At 62.5% G+C, this 26,220-nt stretch carries 21 protein-coding genes; 16 read left to right on the top strand and 5 right to left on the bottom strand.

Annotated elements, in window-relative coordinates; translation table 11 throughout:
• Positions 1 to 102 precede the first annotated feature (102 nt).
• From CD58_RS13840 to CD58_RS13860, 5 genes are all read left to right on the top strand, one after another.
• Positions 103 to 2,019 (top strand): phytase, encoded by a 1,917-nt coding sequence (locus tag CD58_RS13840; protein WP_419178838.1) that lies wholly within the window; start codon positions 103 to 105, stop codon positions 2,017 to 2,019.
• 64 nt (positions 2,020 to 2,083) lie between these two features.
• Positions 2,084 to 2,791: a protein TolQ gene (gene tolQ, locus CD58_RS13845; RefSeq protein WP_025213592.1), complete on the top strand. Its 708-nt coding sequence runs from the start codon at positions 2,084 to 2,086 to the stop codon at positions 2,789 to 2,791.
• A gap of 13 nt (positions 2,792 to 2,804) precedes the next feature.
• Positions 2,805 to 3,251 (top strand): protein TolR, encoded by a 447-nt coding sequence (gene tolR, locus CD58_RS13850; protein ID WP_025213593.1) that lies wholly within the window; start codon positions 2,805 to 2,807, stop codon positions 3,249 to 3,251.
• The gene (locus CD58_RS13855) at positions 3,248 to 4,060 is read left to right on the top strand and encodes an energy transducer TonB (RefSeq protein ID WP_025213594.1); all 813 of its coding nucleotides are present in this window, start codon (positions 3,248 to 3,250) and stop codon (positions 4,058 to 4,060) included. Before tolR ends, CD58_RS13855 begins: the two co-directional genes overlap by 4 nt.
• 104 nt (positions 4,061 to 4,164) lie before the next feature.
• Positions 4,165 to 4,929, top strand: coding sequence for an SDR family NAD(P)-dependent oxidoreductase (locus tag CD58_RS13860; RefSeq protein ID WP_025213595.1), 765 nt, complete (start codon positions 4,165 to 4,167; stop codon positions 4,927 to 4,929).
• A 123-nt stretch (positions 4,930 to 5,052) separates the two neighbouring features.
• Here CD58_RS13860 and CD58_RS13865 read toward each other — a convergent pair whose 3' ends face one another.
• From CD58_RS13865 to CD58_RS13885, 5 genes are read right to left on the bottom strand one after another with little or no spacing between them, the layout of a single operon-like run.
• Positions 5,053 to 5,949 (bottom strand): helix-turn-helix domain-containing protein, encoded by an 897-nt coding sequence (locus CD58_RS13865; RefSeq protein ID WP_025213596.1) that lies wholly within the window; start codon positions 5,947 to 5,949, stop codon positions 5,053 to 5,055.
• Between the two features lie 29 nt (positions 5,950 to 5,978).
• Positions 5,979 to 6,446: a response regulator gene (locus CD58_RS13870; RefSeq protein WP_025213597.1), complete on the bottom strand. Its 468-nt coding sequence runs from the start codon at positions 6,444 to 6,446 to the stop codon at positions 5,979 to 5,981.
• Positions 6,443 to 8,755 (bottom strand): ATP-binding protein, encoded by a 2,313-nt coding sequence (locus tag CD58_RS13875; RefSeq protein ID WP_025213598.1) that lies wholly within the window; start codon positions 8,753 to 8,755, stop codon positions 6,443 to 6,445. The genes CD58_RS13870 and CD58_RS13875 overlap by 4 nt, the downstream gene beginning before the upstream one ends.
• The gene (locus CD58_RS13880) at positions 8,752 to 9,420 is read right to left on the bottom strand and encodes a response regulator (RefSeq protein ID WP_025213599.1); all 669 of its coding nucleotides are present in this window, start codon (positions 9,418 to 9,420) and stop codon (positions 8,752 to 8,754) included. Before CD58_RS13880 ends, CD58_RS13875 begins: the two co-directional genes overlap by 4 nt.
• Positions 9,417 to 10,601 (bottom strand): sensor histidine kinase, encoded by a 1,185-nt coding sequence (locus CD58_RS13885; protein ID WP_025213600.1) that lies wholly within the window; start codon positions 10,599 to 10,601, stop codon positions 9,417 to 9,419. The genes CD58_RS13880 and CD58_RS13885 overlap by 4 nt, the downstream gene beginning before the upstream one ends.
• Positions 10,602 to 10,775: 174 nt before the next feature.
• Here CD58_RS13885 and CD58_RS13890 point away from each other — a divergent pair, with 174 nt between their 5' ends.
• The 11 genes from CD58_RS13890 (at position 10,776) to CD58_RS13940 (ending at position 26,220) form a co-directional block, all read left to right on the top strand.
• A complete protein-coding gene (locus tag CD58_RS13890; protein ID WP_025213601.1) occupies positions 10,776 to 11,297 on the top strand; it encodes an SgcJ/EcaC family oxidoreductase in 522 nt (173 codons plus the stop codon).
• A gap of 184 nt (positions 11,298 to 11,481) precedes the next feature.
• The gene (locus CD58_RS13895; RefSeq protein ID WP_025213602.1) at positions 11,482 to 11,991 is read left to right on the top strand and encodes a sigma-70 family RNA polymerase sigma factor; all 510 of its coding nucleotides are present in this window, start codon (positions 11,482 to 11,484) and stop codon (positions 11,989 to 11,991) included.
• On the top strand, positions 11,991 to 12,935 hold the full coding sequence (locus tag CD58_RS13900; RefSeq protein WP_038436810.1) for a FecR domain-containing protein: 945 nt from the start codon (positions 11,991 to 11,993) through the stop codon (positions 12,933 to 12,935). The genes CD58_RS13895 and CD58_RS13900 overlap by 1 nt, the downstream gene beginning before the upstream one ends.
• Before the next feature lie 67 nt (positions 12,936 to 13,002).
• Complete coding sequence (locus CD58_RS13905) at positions 13,003 to 15,435, top strand: TonB-dependent receptor (RefSeq protein ID WP_025213604.1); 2,433 nt, start codon at positions 13,003 to 13,005, stop codon at positions 15,433 to 15,435.
• Between the two features lie 319 nt (positions 15,436 to 15,754).
• Complete coding sequence (locus tag CD58_RS13910) at positions 15,755 to 17,131, top strand: diaminobutyrate--2-oxoglutarate transaminase (RefSeq protein ID WP_025213605.1); 1,377 nt, start codon at positions 15,755 to 15,757, stop codon at positions 17,129 to 17,131.
• A 170-nt stretch (positions 17,132 to 17,301) separates the two neighbouring features.
• Positions 17,302 to 19,086, top strand: coding sequence for an IucA/IucC family protein (locus CD58_RS13915; protein ID WP_025213606.1), 1,785 nt, complete (start codon positions 17,302 to 17,304; stop codon positions 19,084 to 19,086).
• Positions 19,079 to 20,290, top strand: coding sequence for a type III PLP-dependent enzyme (locus CD58_RS13920; RefSeq protein ID WP_025213607.1), 1,212 nt, complete (start codon positions 19,079 to 19,081; stop codon positions 20,288 to 20,290). The genes CD58_RS13915 and CD58_RS13920 overlap by 8 nt, the downstream gene beginning before the upstream one ends.
• Positions 20,287 to 21,693, top strand: a complete 1,407-nt coding sequence (locus tag CD58_RS13925) for a DHA2 family efflux MFS transporter permease subunit (protein ID WP_025213608.1) — start codon at positions 20,287 to 20,289, stop codon at positions 21,691 to 21,693. The genes CD58_RS13920 and CD58_RS13925 overlap by 4 nt, the downstream gene beginning before the upstream one ends.
• A gap of 16 nt (positions 21,694 to 21,709) precedes the next feature.
• Complete coding sequence (locus tag CD58_RS13930; RefSeq protein WP_025213609.1) at positions 21,710 to 23,575, top strand: IucA/IucC family protein; 1,866 nt, start codon at positions 21,710 to 21,712, stop codon at positions 23,573 to 23,575.
• Positions 23,569 to 24,342, top strand: coding sequence for an HpcH/HpaI aldolase family protein (locus CD58_RS13935; RefSeq protein ID WP_025213610.1), 774 nt, complete (start codon positions 23,569 to 23,571; stop codon positions 24,340 to 24,342). The genes CD58_RS13930 and CD58_RS13935 overlap by 7 nt, the downstream gene beginning before the upstream one ends.
• Before the next feature lie 30 nt (positions 24,343 to 24,372).
• On the top strand, positions 24,373 to 26,220 hold the full coding sequence (locus tag CD58_RS13940; RefSeq protein ID WP_025213611.1) for an IucA/IucC family protein: 1,848 nt from the start codon (positions 24,373 to 24,375) through the stop codon (positions 26,218 to 26,220).

Consider the following 26,220-nt stretch of genomic DNA (forward strand, 5'->3'; position numbering starts at 1 on the left):
GGGCCGCTTCGCGCCCCAGCGGGGATAAATCCCCTCGCCACTAAGTGCCCGACACACTTGTTTGAACCCGGCTCAATGACAAGGATTTTCCGATTGAACACGATGTTGTTTTTACCCAAGCGTTACCTGCTGGCGATGCTCGTCAGCTTGGCCACGGTCCCAGCCTTGGCGGCTGCCGCCGGCCTCAACCTGAAGTTGCAACCCTGGCCTGCGCCCCAGGACCTGTCGCTTAACGCCTTGGCCTTTGTGCCCGGCCATTCGACGACCGAGCGCCTGGCCAGTGCCCGTGAGGGTTTGTTGCTGCTCGATGCCCAAGGCCGTGAACTGGCGCGCCTGAAGGGCAGCTTCGAGGACCTCGACAGCCGGTCCCTGGGGACGAACGTTCTGGTCGCCAGCCTCGACACTACGCGTCAGCAAGCGTTGCTGGTCAGCCTGGATCCGCAGAAGCGCCAATGGGGAACGCCGCTGTATCTGCCGACACGGGACTTCCCGGTCAACGGCCTGTGCCTGTACCGCGATGAAGCGAGCAACCTGTTTGTGTTCCTGATCGGTGAAGAGGGCAAAGGCGAGCAATGGCTGGTCGGCAATGGCGAGCGCCTGAACGACACCGCGCAACGGGTGCGCGGCCTGCCGTTGCCACCGGACGCCAAGGTCTGCCAGGTGCAGGACAGCGCCCATCAGTTGTTCGTCAACGAGCAACGGGTGGGCTGGTGGGTCTATCCGGCGTCTGCCGAAGCCGAAGCCGTTCGTGTCCCCGTGGCGATGCGCGCGCCGTTTGGCGACATCCAGCAAGCCGCTGGCGCCATGGCGGTACTGCCGGGAGGCATGCTGGGCCTGGACCCGGCCGCGGCCCAACTGCATCTGTATCAGCAAAAGGGCGAGGGTTGGAGCGCCAAGGTCAGTTTGCCGTTGCCGGGCCTGAAAGAGCCAGAGAACCTGGCGGTACGCCCGACGAAAACCGGTATCGAAGTGCTGCTGCGAGACGATGACAATGGGCGCCTGTACCAAGGCGAAATCAACTGGCAACCCACGCCAATGCCTTTGTCGCCGGCACTGCCCACGGTGTCCGCCATTGTTCAGAGTGAACCGGTGGCCCGTCAGGGTGATGCGGCCGATGACCCGGCGATATGGGTGCATCCGACCACGCCTGGGTCGAGCCGGGTCCTGGGTACCAACAAGAAGCAAGGCCTGCTGGCCTATGACCTGCACGGCAAGTTGCTGCAGGAACTCCCGGTCGGGCGCCTGAATAACGTCGATGTGCGGGCGAACTTCAAGCTGGGCACGCAGACCGTCGATCTGGCGGTGGCCAGTAACCGTGATCGCAACAGCCTCAGCCTGTTCAGCATTGACCGAACCCACGGCGAATTGCGCGAGGCCGGCGAGATTCCTACGTCGCTCGAGGAAATCTATGGCGTCTGTCTGTTCCAGCCCAACGAAGGTGAACTGTATGCCTTCGCCAACGGTAAGGACGGTCGCTATTTGCAGTACCGCCTCAGTGCAGCGGACGGTGTGGCGAAAGGTGAACTGGTGCGTCAGTTCAGCGTCGACAGCCAACCCGAAGGTTGCGTCGTCGATGACCTGCGCCAACGCTTGTTTCTCGGTGAAGAAGATGTGGGTGTCTGGGCAGTGGACGCCCGGGCCGACCAGCCGACGACATTGAACAGCGTGATCAAGGTTGGCTCGCAGTTGCACGCCGACGTCGAGGGGATCGCCCTGTACCGCAGCGCGGACCGTGACTACCTGGTGGTGTCCAGCCAGGGCAACGACAGTTACCTGGTGCTCGATGCCGAACCACCCTATGCCATACGTGGGGCTTTTCGAGTGGGCTTGAACGCCGCCGCAGGCATTGACGGCGCCTCGGAAACCGATGGCCTGGAAGTCACCTCGGTGAATCTGGGCGGGCCTTGGAACCAAGGGATGCTGGTGGTCCAGGACGGGCGCAAGCGCATGCCCGAGCAAACCCAGAATTTCAAGTTCGTGCCCTGGGCCGAGGTGGCAAAAGCGCTACGCCTGCCTTGAGCAACGTTGTCATCAACCGGTCACGAACATCTCATCGAATAGCAGCCAGACAGGAATTTCAACCATGCACGCTACTTTGGAACACATGACAATTTGGGGCCTGATCAGCGACGCGAGTCTGTTGGTCAAGGCGGTCATGCTCACGCTGTTGCTGGCCTCGCTGCTGAGCTGGTACCTGATCATCCAGCGCAGCGCCGTGTTGCAACGCGACGAGCGCCAGCTCAAGGGCTTCATGCAACGCTTGCGCAGCACCCAGGACTTGCTGCCCCTGTATCGGGAGACCGCACAGGGGCGGGAGGAAGGCGGCGGCATAACGCCGATTTTCCAGGCGGGTTTGTTGGCCTTCACTCAACTGAACCAACCTTCGAGCGCTCCGCAAATTGTGCTTGAAGGCGTCGAGCGCTCGCTGCAGGTGGCGATCAGTGAACAGGAAGTGCAGTTGGAAAAAGGCTTGCAGTTTCTTGCCACTGTCGGTTCGGTCAGCCCTTACATCGGCCTGTTCGGTACCGTCTGGGGAATCATGAACGCTTTTATCGGCCTATCCCAAGTACAACAGGCCAGCCTTTCCACCGTTGCGCCGGGCATCGCCGAAGCGTTGATCGCCACGGCCATCGGCCTGTTCGCGGCGATCCCAGCGGTGATTGCCTATAACCGCTTGGCCGCCCGCGGCCAGACCTTGTTGACCCGCTACTACGCCTTCGGCAACGAATTGCAGGCACGTCTGCACCACAAGCTGCACGGTGCCTCGGTGAACCTGGCCGCGGCCGCTTGAGAGGAGAGGGCAGATGTTAGTCAAGCCGCAACGCAAGCACGGGCCCAAGGCCGAAATGAACGTAGTGCCCTACATCGACGTGATGTTGGTGTTGTTGGTGATATTCATGGTCACCGCACCGATGCTGACCCAGGGCGTGAAGGTCGAACTGCCCAAGGTCGCCAGTGAGGCACTGCCCAATGACAAACGTCAGCAGATCCTGACCCTGTCGGTGAAGGCCGAGGGTGGTTATTACTGGAACCTTGGCGGCGAATTGGATACCCGCAACCAGACCGACAGCGCCGTGGACCTGGACCAGATGAGCACCAAGGTGGCGCAAGTCGTTGCCGAGCGCAGCGACACCCAGGTGTATATCCGTGCCGACGATCACGCCGACTACGGCCGAGTCGTCGCGGCCATGGCTGCTTTGCAGCGGGGCGGGGTGAGCAACTTGGGCTTGGTGACCGAGGCACCGCAATGACGGCGATGATCATGCATACCCCCTCTCTGCACTTTCCCGCGTTGACACGCCATGGCGTTTGGAGAAACAGCCTCGCGGCAGGGCTCGCCGTGGCGTTGCACGTGGGGGCGGTAGGGTTGCTGGTGTTGGGCTGGACCGCGGAGAAACCCGCTGCCCAGGCGCCTCGGGTGCTGCATACGCAACTGGTGATGTTGCCTGCGTCACCGGTGCCCGTAACTCCTGCACCTGCACCAGCCCCTGTTGCAGCGCCACCGGTGGAGTCCGCCCCGGTGCCGGTTGAAATGCCACGCCCTGCAGCAGCCAAACCCGTCGTGGACCCGCGTGTCCAGGCGCAAAGACTGGAACAGGCGACCCTGGCCCGCAAACGGGTCGAGGATCAGAAACGCGAGCAACAAGCCCAGCAGCAACGTGAACGCCAGGAGAGCGAGCGACGCCAGCACGAAGCTGAGCAAAAGGCCGCCGAACGACAACGTCAGGCACAACAGGTGCAAGCGCTCGCACAACAGCGCGCCGAGCAGGCCCGCCTGGCCGCCGCTGACAGCCGCAGCTATCAACCGCTGAGCAAACAAGCCCCCGACTATCCGCAACGGGCGCTGGACAAGGGACTGGAAGGCGACTGCACCGTCGAATACAGCGTGACGCCGGACGGACGGATCGACAGCCCCAAAGTGCTCGACGGTTGCCACCCGCTGTTCATCCGACCATCCCTGGCCGCCGCCCAGACCTTCCGCTACCAACCGCGGATTATCGAAGGCAAAGCCGTGACAGTGCCGGCGGTGCGTAACACCTTTCATTACCGGATCAAATAAAACGCAAAATCCCGACAACTCAAGCAAGTCCCCCAAAGAACGCGCGTGCGTGATCGACGACAGTGGAGGCGTCGAAAACAAACCCGTTTTTTTGGAGAACTGACATGACTGACTTCACCCCCACCCCCAACGAAATCGCCGGCAAGGTGGTACTGGTCACCGGTGCGGCCAGCGGTATCGGCCGGGCAATCGCAGAGTTGTTCCATGCCCGCGGCGCCAAGGTCATTGCCGAGGACATCAACCCAAAAGTGAGCGCGCTGGAGCAACCTGGCCTGGTGCCGTTCGTGGCGGACATCACTGCGGACGGCAGCGCTGAAGCCGCCGTTGCGCTGGCGCAAGAGCGCTTTGGCCGGCTTGATGTGCTGGTGAACAATGCCGGGCGAATCCTCTACAAGCCCTTCGTGGAAATGACCCGCGAAGATTGGAACTGGCAGATGGAAACCAACGTGACCGGCGCCTTCCTGCATTCACGCGAAGCCATGAAAGCGATGCTGAAACAGCAGTCGGGCGCGATCGTGAACATCGCCTCCTATGCGTCCTATTTTGCTTTCCCAGGCATCGCGGCCTACACCGCCTCCAAGGGGGCCCTGGCCCAGTTGACCCGGACCCAGGCCCTGGAGGCTATCGAGCACGGGATCCGGGTCAATGCCATCGGCGTCGGTGATGTGGTCACTCATCTGCTTGATCACTTCATGGAAGATGGCCAGGGGTTTCTGGCCGAGCACGGCAAGTCCGCGCCCATTGGCCGGGCGGCGTCCCCCACGGAAATTGCCGAAATCGTCGCGTTCCTGGCCTCGGAACGCGCCAGTTTCATGGTGGGCTCGGTGGTCATGGCTGATGGAGGGATGAGTGTTGCGGTAGGCGGTTGACCAGCATTAGCTTTTGTGGCGAGGGAGCTTGCTCCCGCTCGACTGCGCAGCAGGCGCTCTATATTGGGTCTGCTTCGCAGCCCAGCGGGAGCAAGCACCCTCGCCACGGGGTTTGTGTTCACTTCACCTGCGGTAATGACTCGGCGCAACTCCCACCTCGCGGCGAAATATCTGGGAGAAGTGACTGGCGCTGCCATACCCGACTTCCAGGCCGATATCGATGATGCTGCGCTCGGTTTCGATCAGCAGTTGCCGGGCCCTGGCCATCCTCAGTTGGATGAAATACTGCGACGGCGAACGCCCCGTGGCGCGTTTGAACAGCCGGCTGAAGTGGTATTCGCTCATGCCGATGGCCTGCGCCAGGTCGCCAAGGCTGAAGTGATCGGCCAGCCGTTGTTCCATTAGCTGGACAACCCGTTTGAGCTTGAAGGCGGGCAGGGCATTGCGCCCGGACATGTCATCGGCCTCGGCATCCCGATAATGGCGCGCCAGGTGCACCGCCAGGCATTGCGCCACGCCCTGGATCAACAACGCGCTGGTTTCACCGCGCCGGGTCAGTTCCAACCGAATCTGTTCGAGCAGGGCCGTAAGCACGTCATCCCGTCCACCCGAGACTTCCCGCAAGCGGATCGCGGCGCCACCACCGGTTTCGGCAATGGCGCGCTCCAGCAGCGGTAACCCCAGGTAAACGTGCATGACCACGAACGGCTCGGTACCGCTGGTTTGCCAGCGCATTTCATAGGGCACGGGTGACGCGGTCAGGAAAAAATCGCCACGCCGCACCGAACTCGAAAGCCAATCCTCCTGTTCGTCGCGCTCTTCGACAACGGCCTCTCCGGACAACACCCAAACGAGCAACGGTTCGGCCACGGCGGGCACGATGACGCGTTCTTCCGTGCGTTCGCGGACAAAGATCTCGACCAGGACATCTTGCGACGAGATACCGCCGGACGTCGCCAGGCGCTCGCCGCGAATGTACGCTTGCAGACCGGTTGCCGATGTTCGCTGGATGATGTCCATACTCGACGCTCTCAATGCCTGCCGCCAGGCTAGACCGGATCGACCGCCGGCCGGTGCTGACGCAACAGCTCGATCTGTTGGGGTGGAATCAACTCGCGCAACGCCTTATAGAGCGCCCGGGTCTCCAGCAGGTTCCAGACCCGCAGCATGGTTTCCAGTGCATCCAGCGGCTTGCTGATGAAGTCCCGGGCGCCGAGGGCCAGGGCACGCAAACGGGTATCGCGGGTGGCGTCGGCGGTGAGCACAAGGATCGGCAGGTAGTCGTTGGCCGGGATGCGCCGGTTGAGTTGTTCCAGCACGGCAAAGCCATCGAACGCGGGCATGTGCAGGTCGAGGATGACCAGGTCCGGTTCGAAGCTGTTGAATAGATCTAGGGTGCGCAGGGGCTCGGTGCTGCTCAGCACATTGTGCAACCCTTCGCGGGCCAACAGTTGTTCCATCAGGTCCAGGTTGGGGCGCTGATCGTCGACGATCAGAATGCGCAAATCGCGATTCATGCGGGCTCCGGTAAATAATGCTCGAGGTGGCCTAGAAAGGCCTGGATATGGATAGGCTTGGTCAGGATTGCCGTGGCGCCGGCGTCGTGCAGGGTGCGATGCGTCAGGTCGCTGGCATCGGCGGTGATCATCAGCACCGGCGTCGACGCGGTGGCGGGGGAATGGCGCAGGCGCCGCAAGACCTCCAGACCGTCCAGGTCCGGCAGGGTCACGTCCAGCAGGATCAGTTGCGGCGCGTGCTGGCGAGCCAGGTCCAGGCCCATCTGGCCCTGCATGCTCGACAACAACTGAATGCCGGGGCGACGCTGCATCAGCGTCTCGATCAATGCGAGGCTCGACAGGTTGTCTTCGATGCACAGCACTTTGCCGTGATATTCAACCGGAGGGCGCGCCACCGCCAGGGTCGCAACGGGCGGCAACTGGCTGCTGGACACCTGGGCACCCGGTAGTTGCAGGGTAAAGCGGCAACCCTGTCCCGGTTCACTGTGGACCTCGAGGTGCCCCTGCATCATTTCCAGCAGGCTCTTGCTCAACGACAGCCCCAGGCCGGTGCCTTCGACCTGGGGGTCGGCGCCCAGGCGTTCGAAGGGCTTGAACAGTTGATCCAGCTGTTCGAGGGCAATGCCATGCCCGGTATCGCTGACGGCAATGCTCACTTGGCGGGCCTGGACGGTGACGGCAATGCGCACCTCACCCCCCGGCCGGTTGTACTTGATGGCGTTGGACAACAGGTTGAGCAGCACCTGTACCAGGCGTTGGCGATCGGCGAGCACACCGCTGCCATCGGGTAGCGGCGGCAGCTCGGCCAGATGAATCCCGGCATCGGCCGCCATGGGCGAAACCAGGGTCAGGGCCTCGTGCAACACCGTCGAGAGGGCGATCGGTTCAATGTTCAGCGGCAGGCGCCCGGCCTCGATCCGGGCGATGTCCAGCACCTCGTTGATCAGCGCCAGCAAATGCTGGCCGGCGCGCAGGATGTGGCCGACCTGGGGACGCTGGCCGGCCGTGGAGTCCATGTCCAGCAGTTGCGCGAAACCGAGGATGGCATTCAGCGGCGTGCGCAGTTCGTGACTCATGCGCGAGAGAAACTCACTCTTGGCCCGACTGGCGCTTTCCGCTTCTTCGCGGGCGGTGCGCAGGGCAATCTCGGCGGCGCGGCGGTCGGTGATGTCGCGGGTGATCTTGGAAAAGCCGCGCAGGACGCCGGTACTGTCATATTGGGCGGTGATGACCACGCTGGCCCAGAAGCGGCTGCCGTCCTTGCGACAGCGCCAGCCTTCTTCCATGTAGTGACCGTCGCGGGTGGCCTCGCGCAGAGCCATGTCCGGATGCGCGGGGCATTCTTCGGGCAGGTAGAACAACGAAAAATGCCGACCGAGGATTTCCTGCTCGGTGTAGCCCTTGATCCGTTCGGCGCCGGCGTTCCAGGTGGTCACGTAGCCCTGGGCATCCAGTGCAAAAATCCCGTAGTCCTTCACGCCATCGATGATCAGCCGCAAACGCTCTTCGTTATCGCGCAGGGCCCGCTCACGTTCGGCCAGCAGTTGCCCGGCCTCCACCAGGCGAGTGCCCAGCTGGCCGATTTCGTCTTGCTCCGGCGGTTGCGGCAACAAGGGTTGACCCAATGCCAGGCGCTGGGCGTTGCCTTGCACCTGCTGGACCCGGGCGACAATGCCCTTGGACAGGAACAGCACGGCGACAATGGCCCCGAACAGTCCGCAGACCGCCGCCAGCAAGGTGGCGAACAACAGCCGCATGCGCGTGGCCGAGGCGGCGGCGCTACGTTCGGCGAGCAAGGCATCCTCGCGAACCCGCATGGCGCTGATCTGCTCGCGCAGTACATCCAGCACCTGTTTGTTTTCGATCAGGATCGCGGTAATGGCCTCGGTGTCCTCACCCTTGGCGCTGCGCAAGGCGATCAGCCCGTCGAGTTTGTCGGCGATCAATGGGGTGATGGTCTTGAGGTACTCGCGCATCCGGGCGTCGCGGATGTTGTGGTCCAGCCGTTGCAGCGCGGCCTGGATCAGCGGCGTGGCCTGTTCGTAGCTGGGCAGGAAGTCTTCGCGGCGGGTCAGCAGATAACCGCGTACGCTAGCCGCAGCTTCGGCCAACAGGGTATGGACCGTCTGGATATCGCCCTGGACCAGCAGTACCCGACGCACGTCTTCTTCGGCCCGAGCGGTCTGGCGTTCGGTGATGTAGATCAGCACCAGCGACAGCAGCAAGACCACCAGCGGCAGGGAAATCACCACCAGCGCCTTGCCCCGCAACGGCAGGTCGGCCCAGCGGCGAGCGGCGAGGAACCTCATGGCCATTGCCTGCTGGGTTGCGCCACCAACCCCAGGGCAACACCGCGCACGGCCGCCTGGGTCCGGTCCGCGGCACCCAGCTTGCCGATGACCCGTTCCACGTGGGCCTTGGCGGTACCGGGGGCGATACCAAGTTTTTCGCCGATTTCACGGTTGCTGAAGCCGCCGGCAACCAGCCCCAGGACCTGCCGTTCTCGCGCTGTCAGGGCCTGGACCGGGCTTTCGCCACTGGCGCCGCGCTCGGCCATACGCCGCAACAGGCGCGCGCTGACCGAACTGTTCAACGCCTCTTCGCCTCGGGCGACCCGTTTGAGCGCATCCAGCACTTCATCGCGGCTGGCATCCTTGAGCAGATAACCGACAGCGCCTGCGCCGATGGCGGCCTCCAGGTGGTCGGGGCTGTCATCCATGGTGAAGATCACCACTTTGATCCCAGGCTGGCGCTGTTGCAGGATGCGCGCCGCCCCCAGGCCGTTGAGCACCGGCATGCGAATGTCGAGAATCGCGATGTCCGGCTTCAGCCGCTCGCAGAGATCGAGGGCTTCCTGGCCATCGCGGGCCTGGCCGACGACTTCGAACCCCGGGCTGCCGGCCAGCATGCTGATAAACCCAGTGCGGGTGACTTCGTGATCATCAGCCAGCAGTAGGCGCAAGGGAGGCGTCATGGGTGTGCTCCGTGGGTGGGCAGGGGCACGCTGGCCAGCAATCGGGTGCCGCCCTCGGGCTCGCTGGCACAGGCCAGGTGGCCACCCAGCAGGCTGGCACGTTCCTGCATGGCGGCCAATCCCAGGTGGCAGGTGCCATTGGTCTCGATGGGTTGTTCCAAGGCAAAGCCACGGCCGTCGTCTTCCACTCGCAGCGAGACGTGCTCGTCGCTGACGGCCAGTTCCAGGCGCACATGGCTGGCGCGGGCGTGTTTGAGGATGTTGTTGATGCCTTCCTGGGCAATGCGGAACAGGGCAATTTCCACGTTGCCCGGCAGACGAGCGGCACTGTGCTCGGCCCACTCCACCGTCAGGCCCGCGTCACGCAGGCGATCGGCTTCCTTGTCGACGGCTTTGTAGAGGCCGAAATCATCCAGCGCATGGGGACGCAGGCCGCCGATCAGTTGCCGGCCTTCGCCGACACAGCCCCGGGCGAGGGTGAGGATGGTCTGCAACTCGTTCGCCAGTTCAGGTGGGAGAGGCGGGCAGCGGCCGGCGAAACCTTGTAGGCGCTGATGCAGGCCGGCGAGGTTCTGTGCCAGGCCATCGTGCAGGTCATAGGCCACGCGTTTGCGCTCGTCTTCCTGGGCGCTGAACAGTCGATGGACCAGCTCGGACATGGTGCGCTCACGGGCCTGCAGCGCTTCGAGCAGGCGACTGTTCTCCAGATGCGCCGCCAGCAGGGTCGCCAACAGTTGCAGCGACTCGATGTCCTCGTTGTCCGGCGCTCCCAGGGCCACGCTGTTGCCCAGCAGTAAAGCCCCGAACACCACGCCGTCGGAGCCACGCAATGGCACGCGCAAGACCTGGGGCAGGGCGCTGTGGGGATACTCCAGCCATTGCGGTTCGGGCGCCGACGGCTGGGCCAGGCTGGCGAGCAGATCGAGCCGTTCGCGGTTACCGTGGCTGGCAATGGTGCGCAGGGTTGTGTCTGCCGCCCACTCCAGCAGCAGGCCATGGTCCATGGCCATGAACGCGCACGCCCGTTGCACCGCGCGCTGACGCATCGCCGACAGTGGCAACTGCGTCAGTTCATGGCCCGTGCCCAACAGCAAGCGCAGGCGCGCGGCTCGGCTTTGCGACTGGCGATACTGGCTGCGAATGGCCAGGGCACTGCCGGGGTCGTGGGGTGGGCTTTGCATGGTGAGGCTCCAGCGTAAGAGGGGACCGGTCTGGTTCGTGGTGGCGTCATTAGAACGTGTCATCGACACCGGGCCTATCTGCCGAATGGCATAGGCGATCGGCACCGGTTGGCCGATGGCGAAGGCTGCACGAGCCGGCAAAGTGACCTCATTGAAACCCAAAGGAACGCTTCGATGAAAATGAAAACCTGCGCCATTGCTGCTTTTTTCTTGCTGACTGCGCCGCTTGTCCATGCAGTTGACGCCACGCCTTACGTGTATCGCACCGTGGCCGAACAGCCAGCGAACGTGAATGACCGCGAGATTGCCGCACTGTTCGACCGCTGGAATGCGGCGCTGAAAACCGGCAGTGCCAGCGCGGTGACGAACCTGTACGCCCCGGATGCAATTTTGCAACCGACCGTTTCCAACAAGGTGCGCAGTACGCCGGAGCAGATCCAGGATTATTTCCAGCACTTCCTGGCGGCGAAGCCAGTTGGACAAATCAACTACCGGGAGATCCGCCACTTGGGGCCCGACGCGGCGATGGACAGCGGTGTCTATACCTTCACGCTGACCGATGCCGACGGTTCCAAGCGGGACGTCCAGGCACGCTACACCTTCCTCTATGAGCGCCTCGACGGGCAGTGGAAGATCATCAACCATCACTCATCGGCGATGCCTGAGGTGCCAAAGACACTGCACGCCAGTCACTGATATCGAACCCAGTGGCGAGAGGGCTTGCTCGCGCTGGCTGTGCAGCAGCCCCTCTCGAGTCGAGCCCAAAGCCATAAGGCCACCACCGTATTTACACTTTCCTGCATAAATAGCTTGGATTCGCCTGCGAACATTAATTAGAATCAGTCTCATTTGAGACATTCCTTGCGCAGGGCCTCTTGACATGTTTGACGCAGCTACGCCGACGGAGCATTCCCTACACGCGCTGTACCGTGACCACGGCGGTTGGCTGGAAGGCTGGTTGAGACGGCGCATGGGCAACGCCTGGGATGCGGCGGATTTGCGCCAGGATACTTTTCTACGAGTGCTGGCCAGCTCCCAGCCGTTGACCGATTTGCACGAGCCCCGTGCCTATCTGCTGACGGTCGGCAAGCGGCTGCTGAGCAATTTCTACACCCGACGTAACCTGGAGCAGGCGTATCTCGACGCCCTGGCGAGCCTGCCCGAAGACAGCGTGCCGTCTCCGGAACAGCGCTGGTTGTTGCTGGAAACCCTGCAAGCCCTGGATGAACTGCTTGATGGCCTGCCGCCCCTGGTGCGGCGGGCTTTTTTGTGGAGCCAGCTTGAAGGCCTGGGCTACCGTGAAATTGCCGAACGCCTGCAGGTGTCCGACCGCACCATCAAGCGCTACATGGCCCAGGCGTATGAACATTGCCTGCTGGTGGAGTTTTGATTCGCCCGGCCCCTTCGCCCGAAGCCCGTGAAGTTGCCCGGGCGGCTGCTCGTTGGCTGGCCATGATGGAATTCAGCGGGGACGAATTCGACTTCGCCGGCCTGCAACAATGGCGCGAAAGCAGCGCCCAGCACGAGGCCGCCTGGCAAAAAGCCCAGCGACTACGTCAGCGTTTTGCCGGGGTGCCGCCGTCCCTGGGCATGGCAACGCTGGACCGCCCGGCAATGGCTCGGCGCGTCGTGCTCAAGCGCGCATTGGGTGTGGCCGCGGCGGTGCCGGCCGCCTGGCTGTTGGGGCGAGAACTGCCACTGGAAGCCTGGCGCGCCGACCTGCACACCGGCACCGGCGAACAGCGGCGGTGGTCGCTGATCGATGGCAGCACTCTACAGTTGAACACTGACAGCGCCGTGGATCTGGACCTCAAGGCGCGGCGACTGGTCTTGCTGCAAGGCGAGCTGGCCCTCAAGGTCGCAGGCGCCACGCCATTGGCCATCCAGGCGCCCTATGGGCTGATCACGGTCAACCGTGGTGAAGTCTGTGTGCGCTTGAGTGAGCGCAACTGCCGGGTGTCGGTGGTCAGTGGCTCGGTGCAGTTGCAGCCGCTGCACGGGCCGCTGCTGAGGCTGGAGCAAGGCCAGCAAGTCAGCCTCCAGGCAGCGGGGGCTGGGCCCGTGGACGCCTTTGACGTGGCGCAACTGGGGTGGCGTGATGGGGTACTGGTGGCGCAGAACCAGCCATTGGGGGACTTTCTTCGCGAACTGGACCGCTATCGCCCGGGCGTGCTGCGCTGGGACGCAGCCCTGGAATCCCTTCGCGTCACCGGCAGCTTTCGCCTGGAAAACACCGATCGAATCCTCGCGTTGCTCGCGGTCAGCCTGCCGCTGGACGTGCAGACACGCACCCGCTATTGGGTCACGTTATCGCCTCGCAAAAATATGGCGTGAAACGTGTCCCCTTTTTTTGTCTCGCTTGTCATTCAAGGCAACTGAACAAAAATGAGAGCTCCTTCTAATGTCCGCAGTAGTACCTTTGCGTTTTCGCCCGGCCATCGCCGGCTGGCGTCCGCTGTTGAACCTGAGTCTCATGCTGAGCCTGAGCGCCAGTCCATTCTTCATCTCCTCCAGCCAGGCCGAAGACGCTGCCCGACGTAGCTATCAGGTGCCGGCTGGCAGCCTGAGTGCGGCACTGACCCGGTTCGCCGGGCTGGCGGGCGTCAACCTGTCGGTAGATCCGGCCCTGGTCAGCGGCCGCAACAGTGCCGGGCTGTCGGGTGAATATGGGGTGGAGGAGGGCTTTGCCCGGCTGTTGCAGGGCTCTGGCCTGCAGCTGCAGCCGGTGGGCGAACAGGCGTTCATCCTGACCCCCGCACCAGAAGGCGGCAGCCTGCAATTGGCCCCGACCTCGATTCTTGGCGCCACTGCCTCGACAGACGTCGAGGCGTTTGCCGGCGGCCAGGTTGCTCGCCGCGGCTCCCAAGGTCTGCTGGGCTCGCGCGATTTCATGGAAACGCCGTTCAGCATGACCACCTACACCAGCGAGGCGGTCAAGAACCAGCAGGCCCGCACCTTGGGCGACCTGATCGCCAGCGACCCTTCCGTTCGCGCCACCAACCCGGCAGGCGGGCGTTATGAGCAATTCACTATTCGCGGGTTGAGCCTGTTCAACAGTGATGTCGCCTACAACGGTCTCTATGGCGTCCTGCCCACCTACACGATCGACATGGAGATGGCCGAACGGGTCGACATCCTCAAGGGGCCGAGCCAGCTCATCAATGGCATTTCGCCGCGGGGCAGTGTGGGTGGCGGGATCAACGTGGTGCCCAAGCGCGCGACTGACAAGCCGATCACCTCGTTCACGGGGAGCTATGCGTCCAACAACCAGCTCGGTGGTGCCGTGGATGTGGGCCGGCGTTTTGGTGAGGATAACAAGTTCGGAATTCGCTTCAACGGCGTGAAACAATCTGGCGATACCGAATGGGATCACCAGAGCGTGGACCGCGAGATGGCCGTGCTGGGCCTGGATTTCCGCGGTGAGCGCCTGCGCCTCTCGACGGACATCGGGCGTACCGAACGAGATACCGATGCACCGCAAGAGCGCGTCCAGGTTGCCGCTGCCGCGCCAGTGCCGCATGCCAGCGATGTCGATCGCAACTACGCGCAGCGTTGGAGCAAGGCGCGCACCAAGGATACCTTCGGCACGGTAAATGCGGAGTTCGATGTCAACGACTCCGTCATGCTGTACGGCGGCGTGGGGGCGCGTAAAAGCAATCATGAATTCCTTCGGCATGCCGTTTCGGTTCTCAACGAGGCTGGGGATTTCAGCGTTCAACCCCGAGACTTTACCCGTGATGAGAATGTCCGCACGGCCAATGCCGGGGTGCGCAATTGGTTCCATACCGGCCCGGTCAGCCATGAGGTCAATCTGGCCGCCAGCTATTTCTACATGGACTTCGAGAATGGCGGCGCTCGCTACGCCTCGTCACCAAGCAATCTATATGACCCGGTAGTCACACCGACCCCTGTCACCCCCACGCGACAAGATAACAAGGTCTACACCGAGAACCGTTTCAGCGGCGTGGCGTTGTCCGACACGCTGGGGTTCTTCGATGACCGACTGCTGCTAACCCTCGGCGCCCGCTGGCAGCGGGTTAAGGTTGACGACTGGACGAATGACATCAAAGGCAAGACCGCCTACGACGACGAAAAGGTTTCGCCGTCGGGCGGCATCCTGTTCAAGGCCACCGATAAACTGTCCCTCTATGCCAACTACATGGAAGGCCTGAGCCAGGGCAAGATCGCGCCAACGAATACGATAAATGCGGACGAAATTTTCCCACCGTTCATCAGTCGTTCGGTCGAGGTCGGTGCCAAATATGACGCGGGGGCGTTCGCATTGACTGCCGCCCTGTTCCGGATCAAGCAGCCCGCCTATGCGATCGACGAGACAAACCCCGCGAGGCGCGTCTTCGGTCCGAACGGCAAACGTGAAAACACCGGTGTTGAACTGAGCGTATTTGGTGAACCCGTCAAAGGTACCCGCTTGCTCGGCGGTGTGATGTACATCGACAGCAAGCTGACCAATACCACCAACGGTACCTTCGACGGAAACCGGGCGCCCGCCACGCCGAAATACAACGTCAACCTGGGCGCTGAATGGGACGTGCCTACCGTACAAGGTCTGACGCTGACCAGCCGGGGTATCTATTCCAGTTCACAGTACCTGGATCAGTCAAACACCAAGGAAATCGACTCCTGGGAGCGCTTCGATGTGGGTGCACGCTACGCATTCAAGGTCGACGAAAAGAACATCACCCTGCGTGCCAATATCGAGAACGTGGCGGACAAGCGCTACTGGAGTTCGGCCGGGGCCTCGGATGACAGCGAACCTGGCTTGACCCTGGCAACACCGCGCACCTACCTTCTGTCGGCTACCGTCGATTTTTAAATCAACAGTCAGCTCCATGGAAGGAGCTGTTTATTATGAATGACACTGTCGTATTGATATTAACTGATGTTACTTTGCAATTAACGGAGTCAACAATTCGATATAAAAGTTAGTCAATAACACCGTCTTGCGCTGATATCAAAGCGCCTCTTTCGATCTGTTTTTTTCATTGATCCGATTTAATCCGGTGAACTTTTCCTGCGCGCTTATTCTTAAAGTATCGACTCGATCACAGGCATGATTTTATTTGCGATTACTTGTTGCAGTAATTCGTGAATGATAATAGTTTGCATGTCGGGACTTATCAGGGTTGATACTCATGCTGAATGAAAGTGTTTTGCGCATAGATGCTTTGCAGAAAGACAATGCTCATTATCTAAGCCGTCAAGGCCGGTTCGAATCCAATGTCCGCAGTTATCCGCGCAAGTTGCCCCTGGCCATCGCCAAGGCGCGCGGCATGTGGGTGACGGACGTGGAAGGCAAGACCTACCTCGACTGCCTGGCCGGTGCTGGCACCCTGGCCTTGGGGCATAACCATGAAGACATCGTCGCCAGCATCGATCACTTCATGGCCTCGGGCATGCCCATGCACACCTTGGACCTCACCACGCCGCAGAAGGACGCCTTCAGCGAAAAACTGTTGAGCCTGCTGCCGGGGCAGGGGCGTGACTATTGCCTGCAATTCTGCGGCCCTTCCGGGGCGGATGCCGTCGAGGCAGCACTCAAGTTGGCCAAGACCGTCACCGGGCGCAGCAACATCATCAGCTTCAGTGGTGGCTACCACGGCATGACCCACGGCGCCTTGGCGGTGACCGGTAATACGGGGCCGAAGAATGCCGTGGCGTCCTTGATGCCAGGCGTGCAGTTCATGCCGTATCCCCACGAATACCGCTGCCCGCTGGGCATCGGCGGAGAGGCTGGTATCGAAGCGCTGGCTCATTATTTCACCCAGTTCATCGAAGATGTGGAAAGCGGCGTCTCGCTGCCTGCTGCGGTGATTCTGGAAGCGGTGCAAGGCGAGGGCGGCGTCAACTGCGCGCCAGCCCAATGGTTGCGCCGCATCCGCGAGGTCACCCAACGGTATGGCATCGTGCTGATTGTCGATGAAGTCCAGGCCGGTTTTGGTCGCACGGGCAAGATGTTCGCCTTCGAGCATGCGGGGATCGAACCGGACATTATCGTCATGTCCAAAGCCGTTGGGGGTGGGCTGCCGCTGGCATTGCTGGGCATCAAGCGTCAGTTCGACGCCTGGGAGCCAGGCGCCCACACCGGGACCTTTCGTGGCAACCAGATGGCCATGGCCACGGGCTTGGCGACGCTCAACGCCTTGCAGCAACAAAACCTTCCAGCCCAGGCCGAGCGCCGCGGGCAGTGGCTCAAGACCCAGCTGATACAGTTGCAGCACCGCTTCCCGGCCCTCGGCCAGGTGCGTGGCCGCGGGCTGATGCTGGGCATCGAAATCGTCGACGAGCGCCAGGCCCCCGATCGCCTGAACAGTTTCCCGGGGGATCCGACCCTGGCGGTAGCCATTCAGAAACACTGCTTCAATCATGGATTGCTGCTGGAACGAGGCGGACGCCAGGGCAACGTGATCCGGCTCTTACCGCCGTTGATTATCGATGATGAGCAATGCGCCCTCGTGATCGACCGATTTGAAAAGGCCATGACGACGGCGCTCTTGCAGGAGCGCGGTTAAAAGAACTGCCCGAACATGGGCATGACCATGTAAGTCATATCAGTCACTTGATAAACAGCGCTAAACATTTCCCGGTATTGGGAAGATGGGCATCTATTGTTTCGCTGAATGCTATTTGAACTTGCCCAGACATGAAGTCATCCGTAACCCACTGGTTACGAGGAGCAACTATGCAATATCCCGATCGTACCGTTTTATCCAATCGAGTCAGCGAGTTGGCAAGCACGCGCGCCTTGCTCAATTGCCTGATCAAAGAGTTTGCACTGCCTGAAAATTGCCTGCGTTATAACTGGCCGCAAGAGATGAGCGGCATCGCGCCAGGAAGTTACCTGGAGGGGCTGCAATGCAAGGGTATTCCGTTGACCATCGGCTTGCCCAACGGCCAACAATTCTTCGTGATGGTGGATCGGCGCGACCGCCTCGGCAGCCATCGCTATCTGTCCGATGTGTATGCACGTCAGGGCGATGCGCCGTGGTGCAGCCTGGCCTTCCCTGAATTCGTCGCGCAACTGCTCAGCGCCTGCGAGCACATGACCCGCGCCAGCAACGATGAGCTGCTGGACCAAGTGCTGCAAAGCCAGTCCCTGACCGCCGCCATCGTCGCCCACAACATGGATGGCGAAGGTCCCGCGCCCTTGAGCAATTACCTGGCCAGCGAACAAGGCCTGTGGTTCGGTCATCCTAACCATCCGGCGCCCAAGGCGCGCCTCTGGCCGGCTGATCTGGCCCAGGAAACCTATGCCCCGGAATTCCAGGCACGCACGGCGTTGCATCTGTTCGAAGTGCCGCGCGAAGGACTGCGCATCACCGCCAATGGCTTGACCGACGAGCAAGTGCTGGCCGGGTTCGCCGATCAAGGCCGAGCGGCGCCGGGCAGGGCGATCATCTGCCTGCACCCGGTCCAGGCGCAGTTGTTCGTGCAGGACCGTCGGGTGCAACAATTGCTGGAGCGGGGCGAACTACGGGACCTGGGCCCCACCGGCGCACTTGCCAGCCCAACGGCGTCCATGCGCACCTGGTACATCGAGGGCCATGACTATTTCATCAAGGGGTCGCTGAACGTACGCATCACCAATTGCGTGCGCAAGAACGCCTGGTACGAGCTGGAAAGCACCTTGATCATCGACCAGCTGTTCCAGCGCTTGCAGCAGACCCAACCTGAAACACTGGGCGGCCTGTCCACCGTGGCCGAGCCGGGCTCAGTGAGCTGGGCGCCGAAACAGGCCAGCGAAGCCGACGGCCATTGGTTCCGCGAGCAGACCGGCGCCATCCTGCGGGAAAACTTCTGTCGCCGCTCCGGCGCCGACGTCAGCGTGATGGCCGGTACGCTCTTCGCCCGGGACGTTCACTCCCAGCCGTTGGTCCATGAATTCCTGCAAGTTTTCAACGGCCAGGCGCTGGAGGACGAGCAGTTGCTGGACTGGTTTGACCGCTACCAGGCACTGTTGCTGCGCCCGGTGCTGGCGCTGTTCTTCAACCATGGCGTGGTGATGGAGCCGCACCTGCAAAACAGCGTGCTGATCCATGACAACGGCCAGCCACAGCAATTGCTGCTGCGGGATTTCGAAGGGGTCAAGCTCACCGAGGAACTGGGCATGTCCACCATCGATGTCGGCCTGCATCCTCGCGTGCGTCAATCGTTGCTCTACACCCGCGAACAAGGTTGGAGCCGGATCAGTTATTGCCTGCTGATCAATAACCTCTGCGAAGCGGTGTTGGCCCTGAGCTGGGAACGTCCGCACCTGGCGCCGCTGATGTGGCAACGGGTGGAGCAGCAACTGCGCAGCATCCGTGAAGAACTGGTGCGCCCCGCGCCGGAACTGGACGCGCTGATCGCCGGGGAATCCATCGCCTGCAAGACCAACCTGAAGGTACGCCTGGCCGCCAAGGCCGACCGTCAGGCCGGCTACGTCAACCTACGTTCGCCTTGGGGCGAGGAGACGCGTTATGCCTAACCTGCCCGAAACCGTGATGGCTGCCATCGACGGCGCGCGCCGTCATAGCGAAGATCCGCTGGCGCTGTTCGTCTACGACCTGGACGCACTGACCCGGCACGTCGGCGAGGTCATGGCCGCGCTGCCCGCGGGTGTGGAGTTGTATTACGCGATCAAGGCCAACAGTGAAGCGCCGATGCTCGAGGCGCTGGCGCCGCTGGTCAGTGGATTCGAGATTTCCTCCGGCGGCGAAATCGACCGGGTCGTGGCCTGTCCTACGCGTAAACCCTACGTGTTTTCCGGTCCGGGCAAGCTCGATTCCGACCTGCGCGCCGCCCTGGCGCATCAGGTGGAGGCCATTCACCTGGAAAGCCTTAGTGAGATCGACCGCTTGCAGCGCCTGGCGCAACAGGCCGGCCGCGTCCAACCGGTCTTCATCCGCATCAACCCCCAATTGCCATCCACCTTGTCCAGCAAACTGGCGATGGCCGGCACGGCGACGCCGTTCGGCATTGACGAGTCGGAGTTGCCCGAAGCGGTTCGGCGGGTGCAGGCGTTCAGTCACTTGACCCTCAAGGGCTTTCATGTGCACGCGATGTCCCACCAGAACTCGGTGGAGCGGCACGAACAACTGCTGGATTTCTACCTGCAACGCTGGGCCGAGTGGAAGGCACTGGCGACCGGGACCGAGCAACCGACGCACTTGAATGTCGGCGGCGGCATCGGTGTCGACTACCTCACCGGGCAACGGTTTGACTGGCAGCGTTTGTGCCGGCACCTGGGCCAATCCCTGGCCGCCCATGAACAACCGCCAGTGGTGCGTTTCGAGCCGGGGCGTTTCATCAGTGCGTTCTGTGGCTACTACGTGATCGAAGTGCTGGACGCCAAGACCAGCCACGGCGAGCACTTCCTGGTCTGCCGGGGCGGTACCCACCAGTTCCGCCTGCCGGCGGCCCAGAGTCACGATCATCCAGTCATTCATCTGCCGCGCCGACGCAAGCCGCAGCCGGACACCGCGAAAACCTGGACCGTCGTCGGCCAGCTGTGCACACCCAAGGATGTGTTGAGCCGTGGTTGCCAATTGCAAGGCGTCGAGGTGGGCGACCTGTTGGTGCTGCCGATGGCCGGCGCCTATGGCTACAACATCTCCCACGCCGACTTTCTGTGTCATCCGCGGCCGCTGCAGCACTTTGTCAGCGCCACGGCGCCCGGTGCTTTGTTGTGAAAGTGCAACGTCACTGGGTGGTGATCAACGTCCTGCTGGGCACGCTCACGGTCAGCCTGAACAACAGTTCCCTCAACCCGGCGTTGCCGGCATTCATGAGTGCGTTCGCCATTGGTCCGCTGATGGCGACCTGGATCGTCGCGGGTTTCATGACCGCGATGGGCATGACCATGCCACTGACCAGTTTCCTCAGTCAGCGGATCGGGCGCAAACGCTTGTATCTGTGGGGCGTCGCCGTGTTCATCGGCGGCTCGCTGTTGGGCGCCCTGGCCGACTCCATCGCCGTGGTGATTGCGGCGCGGGTGATCCAGGGCATTGCCAGCGGCCTGATGATTCCGCTGTCGTTGGCGATCATTTTCTCGGTGTATGCCAAGGACGAGCGGGGCCGGGTGACGGGGTTGTGGGGCGCCGCGGTGATGCTCGCCCCGGCGGTGGGGCCGTTGTGCGGCAGCCTGCTGCTGGAGTGGTTCAGTTGGCGCTCGCTGTTCCTGATAAACGTGCCCATTGGCCTGCTGGCCTTGGTGCTGGGGTTCGGCGTGTTGCCGGCGTCGGAACCGCCCGAACGCAAGCCATTCGACTTTGCCGGGTATCTGCTGATCGCTTCGGGCATTGGCTTGTTGATGGTCGCCACCAGTCGCCTGCATCACGCCGGCGGCCTGGTCGATCCGTTCAACCTCGCCATGCTGGTCGCCGGCGTGCTGTGCCTGATCGCGTTTGTGCGTGTGGAACTGAGCCGCCCGGCACCGCTGCTCAACCTGCGGATTTTCGCCCTGCGCGGCTATCGCTTGAGCGTGATCATCGCCGTGGTGCAATCGGTGGGCATGTTCGAGTGCTTGGTGTTGGTGCCGCTGCTGGTGCAAATGGTGTTGGGCTACAGCGCCATCTACACCGGCCTGGCGCTGCTGTGTACCGCGGTGTTCGCCAGCCTGTTCGGCCACATGGGCGGCAAATGGCTGGACCAGTACGGGCCGCGGGCCGTGGTGTCGGTGGGCCTCCTGTTGACCGGAGGGGCGACCCTGACCCTGGGCATGCTCACGCCACAGACCACTCTCACCACGGTGTTCGTGCTGATGATGGTGCGCGGCGCCGGGCTGGGGCTTTCCTACATGCCGGTCACCACCGCCGGCCTCAATGCCTTGCCGGAACCGATGGTCACCCAGGGCGCGGCCATGAACAACATCTCCCGGCGTCTCATCTCGTCGTTGGCCATCGTGATCGCTGCGCTTTGGCTGGAAATGCGCCTGGGTACCGGATCCACCTCTGCGCTGCATATCTCCGGGGCCATCAGCGAAGTGTTTATCGCCACCGGGGTCCTGATCCTGCTGGCCTTGCCTGGCGCCTGGCGTTTCCCCGTGCCCGAACGGGCTCCCGAGGCGCCGTCCGTTGCCCTCGAACAACGTTAATCGATAAGGAATTCCCATGACGATTTTTGAAAAAGACCCGCAACCGAGCGCTTCCTCTGGCCCGGGTGCCTGGCTCGCGACCGTCGATGCCGATGTCTGCCGGCGGGTCCAACAGCGCGTAGTGGGCCAACTGCTGCAAACCCTGCTGTATGAAGACGTGCTGGCGTACCAGCACCAACCCTTGGAGGACGGTCGGTATCGTTTCATCGTGCAAGGCACCGACGCCGACCAGCAACCGGTGCACTATCGCTGCAACGGCCTGCGTAGCACCAGCTTCGAGCTGATTCGCCTGGACCATGCCAGCCTTGAGCGAGTGGATGCTGCGGGTCAATCCCAGGCGCCGGACCTGCACCAGGCCCTGGCCGAACTGCTCGGCGCGTTCGAGGGCAGCGTCCACCTGCCACGCTTTATCCAGGAACTGGAACAGACCCAGCTCAAGGACCTGCAGGCCCGCAGCCAGGGCTATAGCGCTCCTCGTGCGACGCACCTGCTGGACATGGACGCGCTGGAACAGCACTTCATGGACGCCCACAGTTACCACCCGTGCTACAAATCGCGGATCGGTTTCTCCTTGCAGGACAACACGGAGTACGGGCCGGAATTCGCCAATCCCATTGCAGTCGTCTGGCTGGCCGTGGCCAAGTCCTGCGGGGCGATGAACCATTCGAACAGCATGGATTTTGAAGCGTTCATCCGTCAGGAAGCAGGGGAAGGCCGCGTGCAGCAACTGGCGCAGGTCCTCGAAAGTCGCGGCCAGGCGCCGGAGGATTACTGGCTGATCCCGGTCCATCCGTGGCAGTGGGAGAACACCATCGTCGCGAATTTTTACCCCGAACTGATCAGCGGCGAGCTGATTTACCTCGGTGTTTCGGACGATCACTACAAGGCCCAACAATCGATCCGCACCCTGGCCAACGCCAGTGCGCCCGAGCGCCCGTACGTGAAATTGGCGATGAGCATGACCAACACGTCCAGCACGCGGATTCTGGCGCGGCATACCGTGATGAACGGCCCAATCATCACAGATTGGCTACAACAGCTGATCGCCACCGACAGCACCGCTCGCGCCTTGGACTTTGTCATCCTGGGTGAGGTGGCCGGGGTCAGCTTCAGTTACGACCACCTGCCGGCCAGCCGCGCCTCTCAAGCCTATGGCACCCTGGGGGCCATCTGGCGCGAAAGCATCCACGGTTACCTCAAACCCGGCGAGCAGGCCGTGCCGTTCAATGGCCTCAGCCACGTGGAGAACCGTTACAGCGAGGGCGAGCAGGCGCCGTTCATCGATGCCTGGATCGCCCAATACGGCTTGCAGGCCTGGACTCAACAGTTGCTGGAAGTCACCGTGCCGCCGATCATCCACATGCTGTACGCCGAAGGCATCGGCATGGAGTCCCACGGCCAGAACATTGTGCTGATCGTCAAGGATGGCTGGCCGCAACGCATTGCCCTCAAGGATTTCCACGACGGCGTGCGTTATTCCCCGGCGCACCTGGCCCGCCCCGAACTGTGCCCGACCCTGGTGCCGTTGCCCGCCAGCCATGCACGGTTGAACCGCAACTCGTTCATCCTCACCGACGACGTCAATGCAGTGCGCGATTTCTCCTGCGACTGTTTCTTCTTCATCTGCCTGGCGGAAATGGCTATTTTCCTGCACCAGCATTATCAGCTGGAGGAAAGCCGTTTCTGGCAGATGACCGCCGAGGTCATCACGGCCTACCAGACTGCGCACCCGCAACACCGCGAGCGCTTTGCGCTGTTCGATGTGTTCGCGCCTTCTTATGAAGTGGAAGAGCTGACCAAGCGGCGCCTGTTGGGCGACGGCGAACGGCGCTTCAAGTCAGTGCCCAACCCGCTGCACGCATTCAGGCCGCGCACATGCTGAGAACCAATCAACTGAAACTCAAGCTCGGCGCGGGGCAGGCCGCCTATGGCCTGATCAGTTCGATCCCGTCGGCGATGGCGATCGAGCTGATCGCCGAGGCCGGCTACGACTTCGTGATCATCGACATGGAGCACGTGTTGATCAACCCGGAGACCGTGGAGCACATGATCCGCATGGCCGAGGCTTACGCCATCACGCCGCTGGTGCGGGTCGCGGACCTGGACCCGAAAACCCTGTTGCGCCTGCTCGACGGCGGCGCCCAGGGCATCGTGTTGCCGATGATCGAAAGCCCGGAGCAACTGGCCGAGGCGATTGCCGCGTGCAAATACCACCCGTTGGGTCGACGCAGCCTGAATGCCGGGCGCCCGGGTTCGTTTGGTAAGTACAGCCTCGCCGAATACGTTGGGCGAGCCAACGAGCAAATCATGGTGGTGGCGATGATCGAAAGCGCCGAAGGCGCACGACGGGCGGCGGACATTGCAGCGGTGCCCGGGTTGGACATGATCCTCGAGGGCGCCGCCGACCTGTCTCAATCCCTGGGAACACCCTGGCAGATCAACGAGCCCGCGGTGCAGCAGGCCTTGCTGGACACCTGGCAGGCGGCCCGCGCAGCCGGCGTCCCCTATTGCGCGATTCCCCGCCAACCCGACGATCACGCCCGCTGGCGTGCCCGCGGGGTGAACACCTTTGTACTGGGCGACGAACGCGGCATTGCGTTCCGCGCTCTCCAGGGCCGCTTGGCCACACTTTCTTCAGAAGGACAATGACTCAAGATGACTACTCTGACCCCACAGGCCATGGGCCAAGCGGCCGACATCGTCATGCAGGACCTGGTGGACTGCCTGCTGGCCGAGCATTTCTTTGGCTCCGATCCCTTGCCCCTGGTGAACGTTGTCGACTGGCAGCAAGCCCATCCCAAAGCGCCAGCGCTGACTGGGCGGCACATTTGGGAGTGGTGCTGCGATCCGGCCGAACAGCGCTACATCAGCATCGCCCTGCGCCCCGGCATTACCCAGCAATGGGAGAAGGTCCCAGGCACGCCGGTGCTGGCGCGCCAGGACGAACAGTGGACGGTCCTGTCCCCGGACGACTTCATGAAGCGTGTGTTCGGCGCGATGAGCGAACGCTTCGAGGACAATGATAAAGGCCTGGCCCTGTTTCTCGATGTGCTGCACACCAGCGTTATCCAAACGGCGCTGTCCTTGTCCCACGCCGTCGATGACCGGGACCTGATGGCCCAGGATCCAGCGACTTTTTTCCGCACCATGGAGCAATGGGCCTCGCTGCGTGACCGTCCATACCACCCACTGGCCAAGGCGAAGCAGGGCCTCGACGACCAAGAATATCGCCGTTACCAGGCCGAATTCGCCCGTCCGGTGGCCTTGAACTGGGTGGCGGTGGATCGCATGCTGCTGCAATGTGGCGCAGGCGTGGGTGACCTGGCGCAGTGTTACCCGGCGCGCTACCTGCTGCCGCAGGATCTGCAGGCCCGTCTCGCCCAGGAAATGCAAGAACGCGGCTTGGCCGACAGCCATGTCGCGCTGCCGGTCCACCCGTGGCAGTGGGAACACGTACTCGACAAGCAACTGGGGGAGGTGTTCGCCAAGGGCGACTGCCAGCGCCTGAGCTTCAATGAAGGCGATTTTTTCGCCACCTCGTCCCTGCGTTCCATGACACCGTGCTTTAACAGCGCCGATTACCTCAAGCTGCCGATGGCGATCCATTCCCTGGGCGCGTCCCGCTACCTGCCAGCGGTGAAGATGATCAACGGCGGCCTGAGCGAAGCCTTGCTGCACGAGGTGCTGGAGAAAGACGCGACCTTGCGCCAATCCCTGCACCTGTGCGATGAGGGCAAGTGGTGGGCGTTCATGCCGCCGCAGGCCACGCTGTTCGACGAAGCACCACGACACCTGTCGGCGATGGTCCGGGGCTACCCGAGCGCGTTGCTCGACGATGCCGATACCCGGTTGCTGCCCATGGCTGCCCTGGGCACGCCGTTGCCGGGCAGCAACCGGCACTTCTTCGATGACTGGATGCAATACCGCAACCTGCCGGCGGAGGCCGAATCGGTCATGACCTTGTTCCGCGAGCTGGCCCGCAGCTTTTTTGACATCAACCTGCGCATGTTCCGTCTTGGCATGCTGGGCGAGGTCCACGGCCAGAACGCGGTGCTGGTCTGGAAGGACGGCCACGCCGATGGCCTGCTGCTGCGCGACCACGATTCGCTGCGCATTTTCGTGCCGTGGCTCGAGCGCAACGGCATGGCGGACCCGGTGTATCGCATCAAGAAGGGCCACGCCAATACCCTGTACCACGAGCGCCCGGAAGACCTGTTGTTCTGGCTGCAGACCCTGGGTATCCAGGTCAACATGCGGGCGATCATGGACACCCTGGCGCAGGTCTATTCGATGCCAGTGACGGGCTTTTGGCTGGCCCTGCGGGACGTGCTGGACGAACTGATCGAAACCATCGACTTCGACGACGAAGCGCGGGCGATGATCAAGCACCAATTGTTCGAAGCACCGAACTGGCCGCAGAAACTGTTGCTCACTCCGATGATCGAGCGGGCCGGCGGCCCGGGCAGCATGCCGTTCGGCAAGGGCGAGGTGGTCAACCCGTTCCGCCGGCTGTCCCTGGAGGCCTGA

The sequence above is a fragment of the Pseudomonas brassicacearum genome (genome assembly GCF_000585995.1).
GTDB classification, from domain to species: Bacteria; Pseudomonadota; Gammaproteobacteria; order Pseudomonadales; family Pseudomonadaceae; genus Aquipseudomonas; species Aquipseudomonas brassicacearum_A.